The following is an 18,568-nucleotide window of genomic DNA, read 5'->3' as shown; positions in this document are numbered from 1 at the left end:
TATCTTAGGTCCTATTCATTAATCAAAAGTAATTACGTTTAACCATTTTTATTTAATAGGCATACTTACAAGATCTGAAAAAAACCGTTAGCCTAGCAGGCCAACGGTTTTAGTTAACTTACTTTAATCCTTCCACAATTGCTTTCGCAACTGCAGTTGTTCGAGCGGCTTGGTGTTTAACCGCTTTTTCAACATCTTCTACCATTTTTCCATTTTGATCAACCGTAACACTTGTCCCGTACGGATTACCACCTGAAGAAAAAGCAACAGCATTTGTGTAGGCTGGAGAGGCGACAATTGCTCCCCAATGATACATCGTTGTATACACAGAGAGAACGGTTTGTTCCTGCCCACCATGTGAATTCGCAGCAGATGACATTGCGCTCACAACTTTATTCGCAAGCTTGCCTTCGCCCCAAAGGCCACCAAGTGTATCAAAAAACTGTTTTGCTTGCGCGGGTAAAACGCCAAAACGCGAAGGTACACTAAAGATATATGAATCCGCCCAAAGCATATCATCAGCCGTCACTTCAGGTACATGTTTTGTTGCTTCTATATGCTTTCTCCATGCTGGATTTGAATCAATAGCAGCATCAGGAGCGAGTTCTGGGAACTTTAATAGTTTTACCTCTGCCCCGTCTGCTTCTGCAGCTTCCTTTGCCCATTGGGCAAGCTGGTAGTTTGTACCAGTTGAGCTATAATAAACAATGGCTACTTTTACATTTGCCATAATACACATCTCTCCTCTGTTCATCAGTTATAGATCTATACCCGCTATGAACAAAAGATAACAGACTCTCTTTATAAAGCTTTTACTAACCCACCATCAACAAGCAGCGCTTGCCCCGTAACATATGTATTTGCCCCTGAACAAAGGAAGACCGCTTGCCTCGCAAACTCTGCTGGGTGTCCATATCTACGCATTGGAATGGCATATTCCTCTGCCTCTTTTATCTCTTCATAGGTTACTCCGTTCCTCTCCGCTTTGGTACGGTCAAGGCTTTCCACACGCCCAGTTGCAATCCTTCCTGGACCTAGTGTATTAATCAAAATGTTATCTTGTGAAAGTTCTTGGGCCAAACTTTTGGCAAGCCCCACGACTCCAGCTCTAAATGTATTTGATAATAATAGATTATCCAATGATTGTTTAATGGAAGAAGATGCAAAATTAACAATATGACCGCCACCTTGTTCACGCATATGAGGCAATACTTCCCGGATCGCACGAATATAGCTCAATAGGTTTAACTCATACGCTTTTTGCCAATCTTCATCATCAAACTGATTGAATGTACCCGCCGGTGGTCCGCCTGAATTATTAACGAGTACATCTACAGTCCCATGCTTTTCCTTGGCAAATGCAACAACTGCTTTAATCTCTTCTTTGTTCGTTACGTCACAAACATGGTATTCAACCGCATGATTATTTGTTGATTTCTTTATTTCTTCCACAGCCCTACTTAATTCTCTCTCATCACGGCTGGCAATGACCACCTTTGCTCCTTCATGCGCAAATAGTTCCGCCGTAGCTTTACCAAGTCCCTTGCTTGCCGCCATGACAATAACCGATTTACCTGTCAACTTTAAATCCATAGTGAAAACGCCTCCAATTTAATTACTTTTATCCTATACTGTTTATCTAAATCTCTCAATCGTTTCGCTTTGAGTTATGACTTTCTCCCTTAAAAGAAAGCCGCTCAATCGCCGTTAGTACTTCCATTGGATGAAGTTGCGGAATCATGTGACCAGCATAAGGGAGCTGATGAACTTCGGCATGAGGAATAACCTCCTTTAAACGGTAGGCTTGATCATTGACTTTAAATGGATCGTTCTCACCTATTAGGATTTGGACTGGCATGCGAATATGTTGGTAAGAGCGACTCCATTTTTTTGCGGAACTCGGAAAAGCCAAAACGTCTTTTCGATTCGCTAGAAAATGGGATGGTCTAAACCCTAAAGCCCATGTTTTCTTTACATATCCAGGTGGTGCTTTTTCAGGCGCAAAGGTTGCTTTGACCATGTTTTTCGCTAAATAATGGCCAATCGGCGTCCGATAGAAGGTTTGCATAAGAAGCTGGCCAATTCCAGGAGTTGTCACGATTTTCGAGAGCCAATCGCCATTTTCAGCAGGATAACCCTCTTTATACATTGCCGCAGCAACTAATACAATCCCATCAGTTGCTGCTGGATACTGAAGTGCATAGGAAAGAGCCATCATACCACTCCATGAATGAGCAACGAGAATAGCTTTTTTTATATTCATCTGTTTTAATGCCTCATTTATGAGCATGACCTGGCTTTCAGGTGTCCATTCTTTGGATCCACTCTCGCTAAAACCGTAGCCTGGTCGATCAAACGCAATAGCTGTGTAACCACGTCGCGCGACGAGTTCAACACACACTTTAAAGTCATCCGCACATAGAAGTCCTCCATGCAAAAAAACAACTACTTGTCCTTTGCCAGCACACAAGTAATGCATGTTGATTCCATCTACAAGCATTGTGTAGCCTGATGCGCTATACATACACTCTTTTTTTCTTCGCCATTGCATTACGAATCGATCTCCTTTTTTGCAGCTTCCCAAAACTCAATAATTTCACGAGGGATAGGAAAACACCCAAGTGCTTCCGATAGTTTATGTGAACACACAATATCCCAAAGCTCTTCAATCAATTGTTTATCTCCCTGACATAACTCAGACATTAAATCAAATAAACGTTCTGAAATGCGCACCCCCATTTCAGAATCTGGTCCACTCGCTAATGCATTCCTAGTGTCATTCACCAATACAATTATTCGTTTTGTTTCTTCTGAATCCTCGCATAATTTAGGAAAGAAAAGGAGCAATCGCTCATGTTCTGTTCCTTTGTTTTCGGCTTGCTTAATTAACGATACAACCATAGACCAATCGATTCTGCCATCTAACGAAAATGCATGAACGATACCACGTATCGTTTCCCTCATCTTGCAAATCTTTTCTTCTTCCTTTTCTAAAATAGATAATTGATTTTCTAATTGTGTGACTGTATTCATTTTGTCGTCATGCATCATTCCCGATATCCGTTTTAAAGAAAATCCCATTCGTTTTAATAGTTGAATTTGCGCAAGCATCAACAAATCTTCTTCGTAATAGAGTCGATGTTTTCCCCTTGTTATTGCTCTTGGCTTTAATAAGCCAATCGAATCGTAGTATCTTAATGTCCTTGTTGTGACGGATGATCTCTCGGCTAATTCCCCAACCGTAATCATAAAACTCCCCCCTTAACTTTCTTCCTCCATTATAAAAGCTGACGTAACGTCAATTACAAGAAAAAAATAAAAAACCTATGCTTCCTGCACAGGTTTCATCTTATAGATTAGCTAATTGGTCTTCTTTTACTGATGGTGTAATCGATTCAATAATAATTGTTCCATCTATTTGTGTGACAGTTCCAATTGTAATAGCTTGTCCCTTCGTGTACTCGGCTGAGAGATCATGACTTTGCAACGTATTGCTTAAGTCAAAAATCACTTCTTGAGGAGGAATATACACGACAATTGCAGAATTGGATTCCCCTGCATAGTGTAAGAAATCGGCATCCATAAACTCTATCTGGTTGTCTCTTCTGATTCTCCAACAAACCACTTTGGTCCATCTTCCGTTTCAATGGAAAAACGATTTTGTACTACGGCTAGGACCTTCCCGTGGTTATTCCGTTCAATTGTTCGCTTCGACTCTTCCTGATCAGCATCATTGTTCTCTCGTTCATTTGTTTGCGTCGCTTCTTGATCTTGCGTGTTTTCAGAATGAATGAGGTCATTTTCAACATGTGGCTCCTTCGTTTCGTTTACGAGGGTGTCTTGATTACTTTCACTTCCCAGCGTTCTCTGGTCCTGTTTCTCTCCCTCATGAGAAGTATAATTATCTATGTATTCATTATATTCAATCCCACTTCCGCAATTTGCATCAACGTTGCTGACATCTTTATCTAACGTATTTTTAAATCCAAATACGTTTACTTCTTTGTTTAAATCATCATTTTCGTAATAGGAATATAAATAATGAGGATTCATTTTCTTCTGATTGGCTTCTCCTTGTACCAGTAACTTTTTCGATAAGTTCACTGACGTTAACAACCCTTTGTTTTGTTCTTGCGTTTCAAATGTAGGAGTAGCGGAACTTTGAACACAACTGGCTAAACCTAACTCCAAAGTTGATGCAATTCCTGATCGTTTGAGCTTAATGCGTTTTAAACGTTTAGAAAGACATATTTTTTTTACTCGTGATAATGAAGTCATACTGGCACTCCTTAAAAAAACTTGTTACTTTACGTTTCGATTTAACTTTTTTCGGGTAAGCACCTCAAAAAGCATAGCGCGCATTGAAAATCGTTTCAATAGTCCAGAGACCATAGTCTTAAAGTCCATCTCGCGAAAACCAGTATTTCTAATGCTAGTTATCGTATTATTTTCCAACAAAATACATACGATCGCTTATTAAAATAAAATCTAGTGATCTTTTCTCCTATTGCGCTATAGGCTAAAGACTCATGTTTCCACATCCCTTTCAACTACTCCATTTTCGTTTAAATCAATCTAATAGAACTATATTAATAGAATATATTCCCGTAAGACTCAAATCATTATATGATATCTACATCTTATAAATCGTCTTTATTCGACACGGCTCACACAGACTAGACACTCATTTTAAACGCCAGCTATCTCAATCCAAAATCTTCAAATCACCAGTCCTTATATCCCCTTACTAATTTCCTCCCTTTAAAAATTTTGCATATTCTCATTCAGTTTAATAAGAAAAAACAACTCATTTGGTATTAAATAAACAAAACGTCTCATTTTTAAATGTTTTATTGAAAAAGTATTCTTTTTTAGAATCATGTCGTTTGCTTCATTTTATATTTGGCGTTATGTATGTCCATTCAACTTGTAAACTCCTGCATAAACTACCTTGTATAGCGATTATTTATATTAAAAAAATGGTGTAAAAAACCGCTTGCAAACTAGCAGTTCAGCAAAGTGAGGGGAGTTACATGAAAGTCGGAGTTATTGGTGCCGGTAAAATGGGTGAAAACCATGTTCGCACTTATCTATCTCTAACAAGAGAATGCCAATTCATTGGCTTATACGATGTCAATCAAGTTCGCAGCAACGAAATAGCAGAAAAGTATCATGTAAAATCTTTTCCAACTCTTTATGCACTACTCCAAGAAGTAGATGCAGTCAGTATTACAGTACCAACAACTTATCACTATGAAGTCGGCCTTGCCTGCATAGAGCATAACGTCCATATTTTAATGGAGAAACCAATTGCCTCAACCGTTGCCCAAGCAGAGAAACTAAAACAACGAGCTTTAAAGGAAAATGTGTACATTCAAGTAGGACACATTGAATTGTTTAATCCATTAGTAAAAGCGTTACAACAAACCGTTAAAAATGAAGATATCATTGCAATTGAAACACATCGAATGTCTTCTTTTAGCGCGCGACTTGAAGGTGTCGATGTCGTACAAGATTTAATGCTTCATGATCTATATATCTTACATGCACTCCTTGCAAATGACAGATTTCAAGACATCTACACAGTTGGCCACCTTTCAAAAGATTTGCCTATTCATGCCGTAGCCATTGCGAAAACAGCAGCAGGTGTCGCCATTCAACTTACAGCTAGTTACCAATCAAACAAAAATGTCCGTTCGATTCATCTATTAACCAAAAACTCTTATATTGTGGCCAACTTATTAACGAATGAGCTTGCCATTACACGCAATTCAGAGCAAGTTGGAACATATGCCAGATCAACCACCGAAATCATTCAGGCACCAAGTTTTCACCAACCATTAGCACTGGAATTACAAGCATTTTTATTATGCGTAAAAGAAAAGAAACCTCCCTTGGTCACTGCCGAAGATGGGATTCAGGCATTAGCACTGGCAAGTAACATTAGTAAATCGATTCAAACAGCTAAAAATGAGAATAAGTAAAAATCAGTACTCAAGGTTGCATACTTATGCGCTTTGAGTATTTTCTTATTATACTAATCTACCGTATCTCGATTACGGGACTTAAATTAACGACAAAGGTATGTAAATGGGTAAAAAAATCAGTTAAGTAGGAGCAGGACGGATATTATTTATTCACTTTGAAGTAAAAAGCTTGTCGACCCTCTAATTTTCACAAGACGGTCGACAAGCTAAAGAAGTACTCATTCTCTCTACCTTTTTATTAATTTGGTTGCGGGAACCTCACATAGTTTATTGCATCTATAAATACATATTGGTTTGCACCTGATTCATAGCCATCGGTTACTTCAATTACGAGCAATTCTGGCGTAACGCGGACAATTAAACCCTCGATCAAATTCGTATCCGTAGCTACCTCCACTCGTGCTGCAAGTCTGCCGGAAAGCTCTTGGTAAAAAAGACTTTTAAACAAGATAGCATCCTCCTTTCTCTCCATTTTTATCTATTCGCAGAACGCTCGAACTGTCTCAATTTTTCTAATTCGTACAAGCACTTGCGCATCGGTTTCATCAATGAGCACGATATAATCTTTTTTGCTTGCTAGTAATGTGCCTGATAAAAAACCAAACGGCGTTGACACTTCGATTTGTTTTCCAATTAAGCTGCTTAGTAATTCCCGTTTTGTTATTGGTAATTTCCAACTTATCGGGAAGCTTAAAAATAGAAAAAACGATTTAATTGCATACCAAAAACGTTTGATGAACATTTTACCCCTCCTTTTAGCTTCTCTTTTAGTAAATGCTCGTAATGACAGATTGCTTGTTAGATTGACCTAACTTTTTATGAATTCCATCAGTGTCTCGCTTAATGCAACCTTCTTGAATAACAACTTAAAACATACTTTAATAGAAGCCATTTAAAGGAGGCATTTATTTATGGAGGAAATTGAAGCGATAATTATTATGAACCACCGCCATCACCCCCTCTTCCTTACCCTTGCATCTATAGAACGTATAAAGGACGAGGTTCAGGTGATTTGGATTATCCATCCACCCGGATACCATTTGCCAAAGCTTGCTTCACATTGCGTTTCTTATCCAATTCAGGGGAATGACATCGGAGAGACGTTGAATCACTTGCTGCCTCAAATTACTGCTCCTTATGTGCTTCTACTTGGTCCTGGTGCGTCCTTGTCCACAAAAGTAAATATCACTTCAGCTATAACGAGTAATCCAGGCGTAACTGGGAATCACCACGCTTTACTAGTAAAACAGGCATTGAGTGTAATTTATCCTTTTCCAGATCAAAAGCTTCTCCCATTTACAGAAGCATTGCTCTCATTCTGGTTTCACTTTATCCCATTTGACTCAAAAATTTACTGTACAGCGAAGGAAGAGTGGGCAAGTCTAGCAACCTCCTCCAAACAAACAAGTCTAAAAGCGAAACAAGAATGGATCGATAAATACAAATTAAATATCGATCAAGCGAAAACCCTCTCAATCACGGTGCTTATCGCAAACTACAATCAAAGCTCGTATGTGGACAATGCCATTGCTTCCTGCCTTGTCGGTTCTTTCATTCCTGAACAAATCTTTGTAGTTGATGATGGCTCTACCGATGGGTCTGCTGCCTATTTAAGCAAATGGAATACAAAAAACGTTCGTACCTTCTTTAACAAACAAAATGAAGGCAAGGCTCGAGCACTTAACCATCTAATCCCTTTTATTAAAAGTGAATACGTCATTGAACTTGATGCAGACGATTGGTTTGATCCCGATGCATTTACCGTTTTAGCAAAAAAATTAAAGAGTTGGCCTTATAAGTCATCGCTTTTATACGGAAACTTTCGTCGTTGGAAAGAACAGAGTCGGCATCAAATAGTTTATAAAGGTATCGCTAAAGGAAGACACGTCCATACAAAAAATGAATTACACACGTACCGCTTTCCCCTCGGCCCACGTATCTATCGCACTACTACTCTTAAGGAATTAGGAGGATTTCCAATTATCTCCTATGAAGAAGGCCGGTTGTATGAAGACGTTTCAATCATTAACCTTCTCCTTGAAAGAGGACCAATACATTATGAAGACTTTACGATTTACAATGTACGTGATCACGATACGAGTATCACGCAAAAAAACCAATCCAAATGGAATGGTTTTCTTGACCAGCTTGATTCCTAATCCTGTTGCGCTACAAACTTATTTACATGATCAATAATGGTATTTTGCGCATCGATTGAAAGCTCCGGTGAAATAGGCAAAGCTAAAATACGGTTCGCTGCATGTTCCGCCGCTGGGAAATCTCCCTTTTTATAACCTAGTCCCTCAAATACCTTCTGCAAATGAAGAGGTACAGGATAATAAACAGCAGAAGCAATTCCTTTTTCAGTTAAATAAGTTGATAGTTGATCCCGATTATTAAGCTCAATACAATATTGATGAAACGTATGCGTTCTTAAATTCGAAACAACCGGTTTTTTTATAGAATCTATCAAGCCTTCTGAATATCGCTTGGCAATTTCCTTCCGTTTGTGAAGAAACAGATCAAGAAACTTCAGTTTAATTAACAAAACGGCCGCTTGAATTTCATCAAGACGACTGTTTTGACCAATGGAAGTATGCATGTATTTGCTTATGCTCCCGTGGTTACGTAGTTCATTTACTTTGTTGTATAATGATTCCTGATTTGTTACTATCATTCCCGCATCTCCAAATGCACCAAGACTTTTGGATGGAAAAAACGAATAACAACCAACGTCCCCCAGCGCACCTACACGGTTCCCTTTATACTCAGTGCCAATCGCTTGGCATGCATCTTCTATGACAAAAAGATTATGCTTTTTAGCTATTTTTTGTATGGCATCCATATTCGCTGCTTGACCAAAAAGATGAACGACTATAATTGCCTTGGTTTTGTCCGTTACCTTTTTCGCTACTTGCTTGGGATCAAGATTATAAGTCTCTCTTTCAATATCTGCAAACACAGGGGTAGCTCCCACTTGGGCGATCACTTCACCAGTGGCAAAGAAAGTAAATGGTGTTGTAATTACTTCATCGCCTGGACCAATGCCCAGTGCTTTTAAAGCAATAACAAGAGCATCAGTTCCATTTGCAACTCCGCTTGCAAAATCCGCATCCACATAATCTGCCAATCGCTCTTCAAACTGCTGCCCTTTTTCTCCCAGAATATAATGACCACTTTCAAGTACATCGATTATTTCAGTAAGGAGTAGCGGCTTAAGCAAAGAGAATTCTTTTTTCAAATCTACCATGGGGATTGGTTTCCGTTTTTCTTCACTCATAAGCCTAACCCTTTGTATGCAATACCATGTTTTTTTATTTCATGCTGCTCAAGCGCATTCCTGCCATCAAACAACAGCTTGCAGTTAGAAAACGAACTGAACTCTAAATTCTTGTATTCATCATGGAAAGCTTGCACAATAATAACATCAATCTTCTTCGTTTCGTCTTCTGTGAAAATGAATGGGGTAAGACTTCGATTTTTGATCTCTATATTCGTGAACATTGGGTCATGCACAAACACCTTTGCTTGTTTTTGTTTCAATTGGTCAACTAATAACCAAGTCGTTGACTTTGTCTCTTCCTTCACATTTTCACGATACGATAAGCCAAGAATAAGCACTCGCTTGTCTTTGAGCCCGTCCATATAGTCATCAATTTCTTTTATCGAATAGATCGACATACCATCATTTACTTTCCGTGCTAAGTGGGCGAGGCCCTCGGGCAAGCCCCGTTTCATAAAAAAGTAAGGGTAAATGGGGATACAGTGCCCACCAACACCAATTCCTGGTGAGTGAATATGCGAATAGGGTTGCGTATTGCTTGCTTGAATAACTTCAAGAATATTGACCTTTTTCTCAGAAGCATAAACGGCTAATTCATTCGCTAAAGCGATGTTTACATCGCGGTATACACACTCTGCGACTTTAGCAAACTCCGCTGTTTCAGTAGATTCCACTTCGATGATGTCCGCTTGAATCGATTGCTTATAAAACGCCGAAGCACGCTCCAAGCTTGATTGATTAATTCCCCCTACAATTTTAGGATACTTTTTTAAGTCGCTTAAAATCTTGTTTGAGTAAACTCGTTCCGGGCTATATGCTAAGAAAAAATCCGTTCCTGCGATTAAACCCGAGACGGCTTCTAATTTCGCGCCAAACCGATCTCTTGTATCACCGGTAGGTAATGTCGTTTCAAAAATAACCGTTGTGTTTTTTGTTAAACCTGCTGCGATTTGATCAACTGCGGCATCCATATACGTGTAATCCACATCATTATCTTCATAGACAAGGACCGGTACAACTACAACAACAATGTCCGCTTTCGAAACAGCCACTTTTGTATCAAGGGTAGCGCTCAACTGTTGTGTTTGGTGACCTTTTTCAACCAATTCATCAAGCCCTGGTTCATTTTTGACGTGTGACTTCCCTGAATTTACAGACTCGATAACAGCCGGATTCACATCCGTACCAATAACATGAAAACCATTGCTCGCATAAATGGCCGCCATTGTAAGCCCAATCTTTCCTAGACCAACAACTACAACCGTTTGCCTTTTTTGTCCTTTTTTCATAGCGTCTCCTCTTCTCCATTGATTCCATCTTCATTACCTACTGTATGTAGGGGTTTTTTAGATGTCTGGACTTCTATATCAAGGGAAAAGTGGAAATTCATCGCTTTCCTGATTTTAAGAGACGGTCGTAAATGGCAAACAGTTTTTGCTCCATATGTTCCCAGCTAAACCAATCCTCCATGACTTTCCTGGCCCGCTTTCCCGTCTCGCTAACTTCCTTCCAGTCATCATTCAATTGAATAAGTGCATTGGCAAAATCCAATGGTGTAGCATCTTCTTTCACCACAAACCCACACTTATATTTTTGTATAAACGTTTTCATATCTCTGGATTGATTAACAAGCGGTGGAATCCCTCTTTCTAAGTAGCTAAAGAATTTATTAGGCATCGAATACATCCGATTGAGTGAGTTATTTGTATTTATTTCAATCCAACCTATGTCGACCCCCGTTAAAGCTTGCGCTACATTCGTATACGGTAGCCATCCAACAATATCAACCTTATCCCTAAGATGGTGTGGTAACTCCATGGTGTTAACCTCAGTTTGACCACCAATAATTTTTGCCCGCAAATCGATTGACTGATTTCCATAATCTAAAATTTGTATCAATTTTGCTAAACTGCCTTTATGTTCCTCCATTCGACCCACATAACCCAGAACAAGAGGAGAGTTCCCTACCCTCGCTTTTTGATCATAAGGTGATAAAAACGGTGAATTAAAAAGCACTTCAATAGGCACATTTCTATTTATACGCTGATAGGTTTGTTGAATCGAAGCAGATACAGTAATCACTATATCTACCTCTTTGAACATGTGCGCACGTATTTCTTCCAGCTTTCCTCTTACAGTTTGGCTCATTCTTTCCTTCGGATCTGGGACAAGTTCATGGCTATCATAAATGAGTCGAGTGTCCTTCCCTTTTAAAGATAGAATTCGCTTTGTCATAATAGCGTCATAACAAGAGGCAAATTCATGGGCGTGGTAAAGATCGGCTTCATGTTTCACTGCGAGTTTTATCAATGGGCCGGGAAGAGGATCCACTTTTCCTGTTCTTAAATAACTTAGTTGTCTTGCTGGTTGTTGTTTTCCCGTTGGTGGATCATAAGTAAGAATTCGCACCCCCTCATGCATAAAAGACACTTCTAAAAAACGGTCCTTCATTAGCGTCCCATCTATATCAAATAAAAACCCTTTCCGTCTCGGAACAATTATCGTGACATCATATCCTTTTTGTACAAGACTTTTTGCTTCCTTTTTAAAGATACGTGCATCTAAAAAGGGGTGCTCTGCCACTAAAAAACATACACGGTTTCCCACTGCCTCTCCTCCTATAGCCAAGGGTACTTATCCAATTATCCTTACTGCCGTGGCATAAATTCTTCTTTTTCATACATTTACTAGTATCGAATGAAACATACACCCGATTGGTGCATCTATAGGAGGAGACAATGAAAATCGTTACTGTCATTGGGGCACGTCCCCAGTTCATAAAAGCTTGTATGGTTTCAAAACGGCTGCGCCAAGATCCTTCCATTCAAGAAGTGCTCGTGCACACAGGCCAACATTATAATGCCAATATGTCGGATGTTTTTTTCACCCAACTAAATATTCCTAAACCCGACTATCACCTTGGTATCGGCTCCGGCTCACATGGAGAGCAAACAGGAAAAATGTTAATCGAATTAGAACAGGTATTCATTAAAGAAAAACCAGATGCTGTATTAGTTTATGGGGATACCAATTCTACGATTGCTGGTAGCCTTGCCTCGTCCAAGCTCCATATCCCAATTATTCACGTTGAATCTGGGTTGCGAAGTTTCAACCGCTACATGCCTGAAGAGATTAACCGAATTGTAACAGACCATCTATCAAGCCTTTTGTTTTGCCCTTCACAAGCTGCCGCTAATCAATTAAAAAATGAGGGCATTACAAAAGGGGTTTATGCAACTGGAGATATTATGTATGATGCCGTTCTTCATTACAAAGCGAAGGCGGAGAAACAATCCGCCATTCTCAGTCAATTAAACCTCACTTTAAAAGAGTATTATGTAGCTACCATTCATCGTGCTGAAAATACAGATGACTTAACACGGCTTAGCGCTATTATGGAAGGACTTTCGAAACTCGGCAAAAAAGTGATACTGCCACTCCATCCACGTACCAAGAAGCAATTACAACAATTAAATGCACCTATTTTTACAGATAAAAGTTCCTTACTCTTCATTGACCCTCTTGATTATTTCGATATGCTAGCACTGATGAGTCAAGCCAAGGCAATCGTAACCGATTCTGGCGGTGTGCAAAAAGAAGCCTATATGCTGCGTATCCCTTGCGTTACACTGCGCGATGAAACAGAATGGATCGAAACAGTCGAAGCAAAGTGGAACCGACTAGCTGATGCACGTAACCCAACAGCCATTTTAAAAGCTGTTCAATTGGCGAAAGAACAATCGACTTACCCGGCCTTATTTGGCGACGGTCATTCCGCCGACCAAATTTATACGATTATAAAAAAGAACTTCCCTTCTTAACAAAGGGAAGTTCTTTTTTATTTCTCTATATAGAAGCTTTTCGGTTTGTCTGCCAGCAACGCTTCGTACATTTGCAACATCCGCTGCTCCATCTTCTCCCAGTTATATAAATCTTCCATTGCTTTACGTGCATTTATGCTCATTTGTTGTAATTGATCACGGTTTTGATGCAAGTATAAAATGGCTTCTGCGTAATCTTCCCCTGTAGCCTTTTGCTTGTTTAAGACAATTCCACATTGGTGCGTTTGGATAAACTGCTCCATATCATGGCACTTGTTCACAATAACTGGAATTCCGTTATTTAAATAACTAAAAAATTTATTTGGCAATGCGTACGATCGATTCAATGAGTTACTTAAGTCATCAAAATCAATCCAACCAATGTCAACCTCCGCCATCTCTTTCGCAATACCTTCAAACGGAACCCAACCCGTCATGGCAATATGGGGCTTTAACTTTTCTGGAATCTCAAGTTTGTGACCGTGCAACACACCACCAATAATTTTAAATGTGAAAGAAGCAACCTGCTGCTTTGCAAGATCTGTTATTTTATAGATCTTGTCACTACTTCCTTTTTTGTTATTAGCAACGTGACCTTCATAGCCAACTGTTAATTCTGTCGCTTTTGGTATTCTGGCTTGATACTCTTTGTTTAATGGCGGAGAGTTATAAAGAATCTCAATCGGTAAAAGCGGTTGTTTCGTAATGTAATACGCTTTTATCGATGGGGAGACGGTAATTAGTTGGTCAATTTCATTTAGCATATCGTCAAGCAACTTGCCCATTGCAATAAATTTCTGCTTTTTATCGAAAGGGTCTGGGATTAAATCATGGCTATCAAAGATTAACTTAACAGGCTTCCCATCCTTTATACGCTTACGTTTGATTCCTATCCCCGCAAATAAAGAAGCCACTTCATGAGCGTGATACACATCGGCATTCTCCGCAAGACCTAACTTTACTAAGGGGTTATTAAACGCCAATGTTTCGACATCGACATGCTCCTGCATATGCTCAACAGTTGGTTTAAACGTCTCAAAATCATACGTAACTATTTTAATACCCTCATACATAAATGAAGGTTCCAACAACTCATTTTCAAATGGTTCTTTATTAATTCGGAAGAGCTTCCCCTTCATTCTTGGTACGATCATTACAACCTCGTACCCATGTTTTTGTAGTGATTTTGCTTCCTTTTGAAAGATGCGTGTGTCAAGGAACGAATGCGTGTGTACAAGCATACATACTTTTGTCATTTGCCCTTCTCCTTTAACAAACGAGCAGGGACACCAGCTACAACCACATGATCACCTGTATCTTTTGTGACAACAGCACCAGCGCCAACAATGGTGCCTTTACCTACACGTACACCTGGAAGTAACGTTGCATTATTTCCAATTTTGGCATACGATTCAATATGAGGGCCTTTCATCTCATAGGCTTTCGCACCCATATATTTATCATTAGACATCGACACGCATGGACCGATAAAGACATGATCTTCAATAATTGTATCTCCAGTAACATAAGCGGATGTCTGGATTGTACAACTAGCACCAATTGTTGTATTTAACTCTACGATAGCAGAGCGTCCAATAACAGTTCCATTTCCAACCTTAACTGACTCTCTTATACTTGCATGATCGCCAACAAAAACGTGCTCTCCTAGTTCCGTTCCAGCATAGATAGAAACCAAAGATCCAAGTTTTGTACCTTCACCGATAATAAGCTTTTTTGTCCCTTCACCTGTTTTCCTCATACGCTTATTGCCACCTGGCTGAATACCGAGAACACAATTAGCCCCTACTTCCACCCCGTCCCCAAGCTCTGTTCCGCTTAATATAACAGTGTTGTCGCCGATTACTACTTGATTTCCGAGTACAACACCTTCATCAATTACTACATTTCGTCCTATTTTTAGTTTATCAGTCATTGTTTACTTCTCCTTCATGTTGAGTATTGTTTCAATCTGATTAATCAGCTGCTCTGAGCGCGCTGCAGTTGAATGATTACGATGAATAAACGCGTACCCTTCCCCAGCAATTAACTCTCTTTCTGCTTGATGATGTAAATAATATGAAGCAGCCTCAGCTATATTTCCTTCTTCCACTTCAACAAAGTGAGTTCCCGGTATAAATCCTATGTCCTCTAACTCTTTAAAACTAGGAGCCATTAGAAGTGTACGGCAGGCAAGTGCCTCGTAATATTTTTTTACTGGATAGTTATACTTCGATGGACACGTTAAAAAAAGTTTTGCCTTATTTAATTCGATTGCATAACGCTTTCCAACCCACTCATCACTAGCTGCTTCGTGATAAACATAACCTGGATGAGGCCGATAAACGAAATGAGGATTGTTCGTAAACGTTTTTAATATATGATTGCGAAACGGATAGGCCTCACCTATCGCTCCAAGCATTAGCAAATCATACTCCTTCTGTAGCTGATAGTCCTTAAATACCGATGGCTCAACAAAGTGTGGAAACCAGCTTATCCGCTCTGCTAATTCAGGGTAAGTGACTAGGCAGGCGTTCCTTACTACACTAAATACAAATGTAGTCTTATTTTTTCTGAAGAACTGTCGCCTCTTTTCTGTGAACCGATGCACATCATTCACAATGACAGCTGATGGAATCGATATTGTCGAAAGCCCATTTATACCGGGCTCAAACCTCCCCCCGATATCATGGATAATTAAAATAAAATCAGGAGTGGTAGGGATTTGCTTTAGAATAGATTGGATATGTCCAGATTTCCGCCAAAACGTTACATGAACACGCTCAGCCAAAGCTTCTTCTAAATACGAATAGTTACGATCAATATAAGAAGATGTATCCTTCGCAATAAACAATAGATGAAAAAGTTTTCTTGATCCCATGCTTCCCTCCTGTTGAACATAACTTTCCTTATTGCCCCCTTCATCTTATGTTCACAATCGATTAATCGATTCAACAATTGCCCTTGCACGAATAGACTTGGGTGGATAATCAAACTGTCAAAATCAACGATTCATTAACAAATTGGTTACCTGAACACATTCATAACTGCTACATTCCTAGCATCAATAAACGGAAATAACGATGCAACAGTTGCCATACATACGATTTAGCTCTGGTTATCAAATAAAAAGAAAGAGAACTTAGGCAGCAGCCTAGTCCTCTTTCTCATAGTAATATGCTTTAAATTGTTCTAATTCATTTACAGTACACAAGACATTCTGTCGTTTAATCATCATTGTACATGCTTCAATTGTATCTACAGGCCATACAATTAGCTGAATGCCTTCATTCTTGCATTTATCAGCAAAAGTATCGCTATAATAAGGTAGTTCCATTGCAAGTGATGAAGCTCCTATTTCTTTCATCAATGGAAAAAGATCCGGAGTTGCTTTTGCTTTAATAATGCCAAGTTCAAGTTCTGGAGCGATTGACCTCATTCTCCTTATCGCTTCATGGTTAAATGAGTTTACATACACAGCATCAATCATTTCCTTCTCTACAATTAACTCGTACACTTTCTTCTCAAGTCCTTCGTACATATCATTGCTTTGCTTAAGCTCAATTGCCACTTTGCATTGATCCTTCGCCAGTTCGAGCGTTTCATCTAGCGTAGGCATTCTCTCCCCGCCCTTCATTTTCAATGACTGGAGCTCATTAAGCGTGTGGTCAATAATAAGTCCACTTCCATCTGTTGTGCGGTCAACCGTTTTATCATGCATAATGACGGGGATGCCATCCTTGCTTAAATGGACATCAATTTCAATATGAGAGAATCCTAAATCAATACTTGCTTGATAAGCAGAAAGTGTATTTTCTGGGTACTTTGTAGAATAACCTCTATGAGCAATCGCTTCAATCGTCATCTAGATATCGCCCTTTCTGTTTGTTAATTTTTAATGTATCGTTCATATGCAGCCTCTTCTATCGCTAAGTATTCTTCTGCACCAAGATTGTTTACTTGTTCGATGTATTCCTCCCACTCGTCAAAGGAGTTCTTACCAGTAACAAACGCTGCTTCATTTTCTAGAATAAATGTTTCTATATCTGTTCCGATTGATTGTTTAAACTGAAGCTCTTCTGCTGTGTAATTAAAATAATTCCATATTTCCGGGATTGATTCCTTAACTTTTTCACCTGCTTCCATTGCATTTGGCAATCCTTCAGAGCCAGTAAAATAATTTGATTTTACAAAAGAAGGCACCCTTCCACCAAGCCATGTCATATGCTGTGCAACTGCTTGATCCTGGGTTAATCCGTCAGGGTGATTTGATATTTCTTCCGTAAATTCATAACTTCCATCATCAGCCACTTCAAAAGTCTCGCCTTCAACCCCCATAAATTGGAGCAACGCACCTTCTTCTCCGTAAAAATGATCAACCCAGCGTACTGCTGCCTCTGGATTTTCCATTTTTTCAGTAATGACAAACGATCCTACGTGTACAAGGGCTGCCTTTACATGCGTGTAAAATGAATCACCATAAGGACCCTCAAGCGCAGCCATACCTTCGTAAGCTTCTGCATTCTGATTCATTTGTGTAACAGGGTTATAAATCATCATAGATCCAATATTACCGATTTCGCCTTTAGCATAAAATTCCTGACTCGTCATTGTGTAAATATCTTTATCAATTAATCCTTCGGACCACAGTTGATGCACAAACTCAAGTACTTCTTTATAGTGCTCATCTGTCCTTGTAAACCGAAGCTCTTCCGTTTCAGGGTTAATATCTATAAACTTATGAGCAAGACCCCTTGTACCGAGTCCCCACGATCCACGTATTTGCATTATAAAATTATCGACGCTTGTTCCACTGTATGGAATCCCCAACTCTTCTTCTTTCACACCTTTTAAGTATTGATAATACTCGTCAATTGTCGTTGGTTCATCCATATCAAGCTCTTCTAAAAAGTGTTGGTTTAGCCATATTGGCGTACCAACTACCATCGAAGTAAAGTCAGGGTCATAGAAAGAAGGAAACGAGTAAATGTGCCCGTCAGCCATCGTTAACCCTTTACGAACTTGTGGGTATTCCTCCATTAATTTTGTTAAATTAGGAGCATATTCTTCGATTAGTTCATCCAATTTGATAAACACACCTTGGGCTCCGTATTCCGTCAATTGCTGAGAATTGATCCCTGCAGAATAAAAGGCATCAGGGTATTCTCCACTAGCAAGAGTTAGGTTCACTTTTTCTTCGAGTCCATCGAATGGCACTTCATTAAAATCAACATTTATGTTAGAGAGATCTGCATAGGTCTTCCAAATAAGCCGTTCTTCATAGTTTTGTAAATTATTTGGTGCCTGGCCAGTATACAACTCCATATCAATTGCTTCGTTTACAATAGGAAACCCTTCTGCATTCACATTTTTTATTCGCTCTTCTTCATCCAATTTCTGCTCGACTTCTTCCCCTGAACACCCCGCGATTGCCAGTGCAGCAAACGATGCTGCTAGCATCCACCTCTTTTTCATTGTTG

General features: G+C 39.4%; 19 protein-coding genes. 3 read left to right on the top strand and 16 right to left on the bottom strand.

The genetic code is table 11. The annotated features are described in order from the left end of the window. Positions 1–118 precede the first annotated feature (118 nt). The 6 genes from wrbA to BK584_RS16465 all read right to left on the bottom strand — a co-directional run bounded on the left by wrbA (position 119) and on the right by BK584_RS16465 (position 4,278). Entirely contained in the window at positions 119–730 is a 612-nt protein-coding gene (gene wrbA / locus BK584_RS16490) for an NAD(P)H:quinone oxidoreductase type IV (RefSeq protein ID WP_078393577.1), read from the bottom strand. Positions 731–801: 71 nt separating this feature from the next. Then, the gene (locus tag BK584_RS16485; protein ID WP_078393576.1) at positions 802–1,593 is read right to left on the bottom strand and encodes an SDR family oxidoreductase; all 792 of its coding nucleotides are present in this window, start codon (positions 1,591–1,593) and stop codon (positions 802–804) included. A 55-nt stretch (positions 1,594–1,648) separates the two neighbouring features. Beyond that, positions 1,649–2,551 carry an alpha/beta fold hydrolase gene (locus BK584_RS16480; RefSeq protein WP_078393575.1) on the bottom strand — a complete coding sequence of 301 codons (903 nt, stop codon included), beginning with the start codon at positions 2,549–2,551 and terminating at the stop codon, positions 1,649–1,651. Continuing rightward, positions 2,551–3,249 carry a MerR family transcriptional regulator gene (locus BK584_RS16475; protein WP_078393574.1) on the bottom strand — a complete coding sequence of 233 codons (699 nt, stop codon included), beginning with the start codon at positions 3,247–3,249 and terminating at the stop codon, positions 2,551–2,553. Before BK584_RS16475 ends, BK584_RS16480 begins: the two co-directional genes overlap by 1 nt. Positions 3,250–3,349: 100 nt before the next feature. Next, positions 3,350–3,583, bottom strand: coding sequence for a hypothetical protein (locus BK584_RS16470; RefSeq protein WP_078393573.1), 234 nt, complete (start codon positions 3,581–3,583; stop codon positions 3,350–3,352). A gap of 5 nt (positions 3,584–3,588) precedes the next feature. Next, a complete protein-coding gene (locus tag BK584_RS16465; RefSeq protein ID WP_078393572.1) occupies positions 3,589–4,278 on the bottom strand; it encodes a hypothetical protein in 690 nt (229 codons plus the stop codon). Positions 4,279–5,033: 755 nt separating this feature from the next. Between BK584_RS16465 and BK584_RS16460 the strand changes: the two genes are divergently transcribed. Further along, positions 5,034–5,984 (top strand): Gfo/Idh/MocA family protein, encoded by a 951-nt coding sequence (locus BK584_RS16460; RefSeq protein ID WP_078393571.1) that lies wholly within the window; start codon positions 5,034–5,036, stop codon positions 5,982–5,984. Positions 5,985–6,225: 241 nt separating this feature from the next. On the opposite strand, the gene BK584_RS16455 is transcribed toward BK584_RS16460, so the two are convergent. Together BK584_RS16455 and BK584_RS16450 are read right to left on the bottom strand one after the other, a co-directional pair. After that, the gene (locus BK584_RS16455; RefSeq protein ID WP_078393570.1) at positions 6,226–6,435 is read right to left on the bottom strand and encodes a hypothetical protein; all 210 of its coding nucleotides are present in this window, start codon (positions 6,433–6,435) and stop codon (positions 6,226–6,228) included. 30 nt (positions 6,436–6,465) lie between these two features. Next, entirely contained in the window at positions 6,466–6,729 is a 264-nt protein-coding gene (locus BK584_RS16450) for a DUF2642 domain-containing protein (protein WP_078393569.1), read from the bottom strand. A 169-nt stretch (positions 6,730–6,898) separates the two neighbouring features. On the opposite strand from BK584_RS16450, the gene BK584_RS16445 reads away from it, so the two are divergent. Continuing rightward, positions 6,899–8,146 carry a glycosyltransferase family 2 protein gene (locus tag BK584_RS16445; protein WP_078393568.1) on the top strand — a complete coding sequence of 416 codons (1,248 nt, stop codon included), beginning with the start codon at positions 6,899–6,901 and terminating at the stop codon, positions 8,144–8,146. On the opposite strand, the gene BK584_RS16440 is transcribed toward BK584_RS16445, so the two are convergent. From BK584_RS16440 to BK584_RS16430, 3 genes are all read right to left on the bottom strand, one after another. Further along, positions 8,143–9,267, bottom strand: a complete 1,125-nt coding sequence (locus tag BK584_RS16440; protein WP_078393567.1) for a DegT/DnrJ/EryC1/StrS family aminotransferase — start codon at positions 9,265–9,267, stop codon at positions 8,143–8,145. The genes BK584_RS16445 and BK584_RS16440 overlap by 4 nt on opposite strands. Continuing rightward, a complete protein-coding gene (locus BK584_RS16435) occupies positions 9,264–10,559 on the bottom strand; it encodes a nucleotide sugar dehydrogenase (RefSeq protein ID WP_078393566.1) in 1,296 nt (431 codons plus the stop codon). The genes BK584_RS16440 and BK584_RS16435 overlap by 4 nt, the downstream gene beginning before the upstream one ends. Before the next feature lie 97 nt (positions 10,560–10,656). After that, complete coding sequence (locus BK584_RS16430) at positions 10,657–11,877, bottom strand: glycosyltransferase (protein WP_169871319.1); 1,221 nt, start codon at positions 11,875–11,877, stop codon at positions 10,657–10,659. Between the two features lie 131 nt (positions 11,878–12,008). Here BK584_RS16430 and wecB point away from each other — a divergent pair, with 131 nt between their 5' ends. Beyond that, positions 12,009–13,091 (top strand): non-hydrolyzing UDP-N-acetylglucosamine 2-epimerase, encoded by a 1,083-nt coding sequence (gene wecB / locus BK584_RS16425; RefSeq protein ID WP_078393564.1) that lies wholly within the window; start codon positions 12,009–12,011, stop codon positions 13,089–13,091. A gap of 17 nt (positions 13,092–13,108) precedes the next feature. Here wecB and BK584_RS16420 read toward each other — a convergent pair whose 3' ends face one another. The 5 genes from BK584_RS16420 to BK584_RS16400 all read right to left on the bottom strand — a co-directional run bounded on the left by BK584_RS16420 (position 13,109) and on the right by BK584_RS16400 (position 18,563). Then, positions 13,109–14,347 carry a glycosyltransferase gene (locus tag BK584_RS16420; protein ID WP_078393563.1) on the bottom strand — a complete coding sequence of 413 codons (1,239 nt, stop codon included), beginning with the start codon at positions 14,345–14,347 and terminating at the stop codon, positions 13,109–13,111. Beyond that, on the bottom strand, positions 14,344–15,024 hold the full coding sequence (locus tag BK584_RS16415; protein ID WP_078393562.1) for an acyltransferase: 681 nt from the start codon (positions 15,022–15,024) through the stop codon (positions 14,344–14,346). The genes BK584_RS16420 and BK584_RS16415 overlap by 4 nt, the downstream gene beginning before the upstream one ends. Before the next feature lie 3 nt (positions 15,025–15,027). Next, positions 15,028–15,969: a glycosyltransferase gene (locus BK584_RS16410; RefSeq protein WP_078393561.1), complete on the bottom strand. Its 942-nt coding sequence runs from the start codon at positions 15,967–15,969 to the stop codon at positions 15,028–15,030. Between the two features lie 273 nt (positions 15,970–16,242). Continuing rightward, positions 16,243–16,953 (bottom strand): glycerophosphodiester phosphodiesterase, encoded by a 711-nt coding sequence (locus BK584_RS16405; RefSeq protein WP_078393560.1) that lies wholly within the window; start codon positions 16,951–16,953, stop codon positions 16,243–16,245. Positions 16,954–16,976: 23 nt separating this feature from the next. After that, a complete protein-coding gene (locus tag BK584_RS16400) occupies positions 16,977–18,563 on the bottom strand; it encodes an extracellular solute-binding protein (protein WP_078393559.1) in 1,587 nt (528 codons plus the stop codon). Between the last annotated feature and the right edge of the window lie 5 nt (positions 18,564–18,568).

Source organism: Shouchella patagoniensis, assembly GCF_002019705.1.
Lineage (GTDB): Bacteria > Bacillota > Bacilli > Bacillales > Bacillaceae_D > Shouchella > Shouchella patagoniensis.
This window is presented reverse-complemented; position numbering and strand designations above follow the sequence as displayed.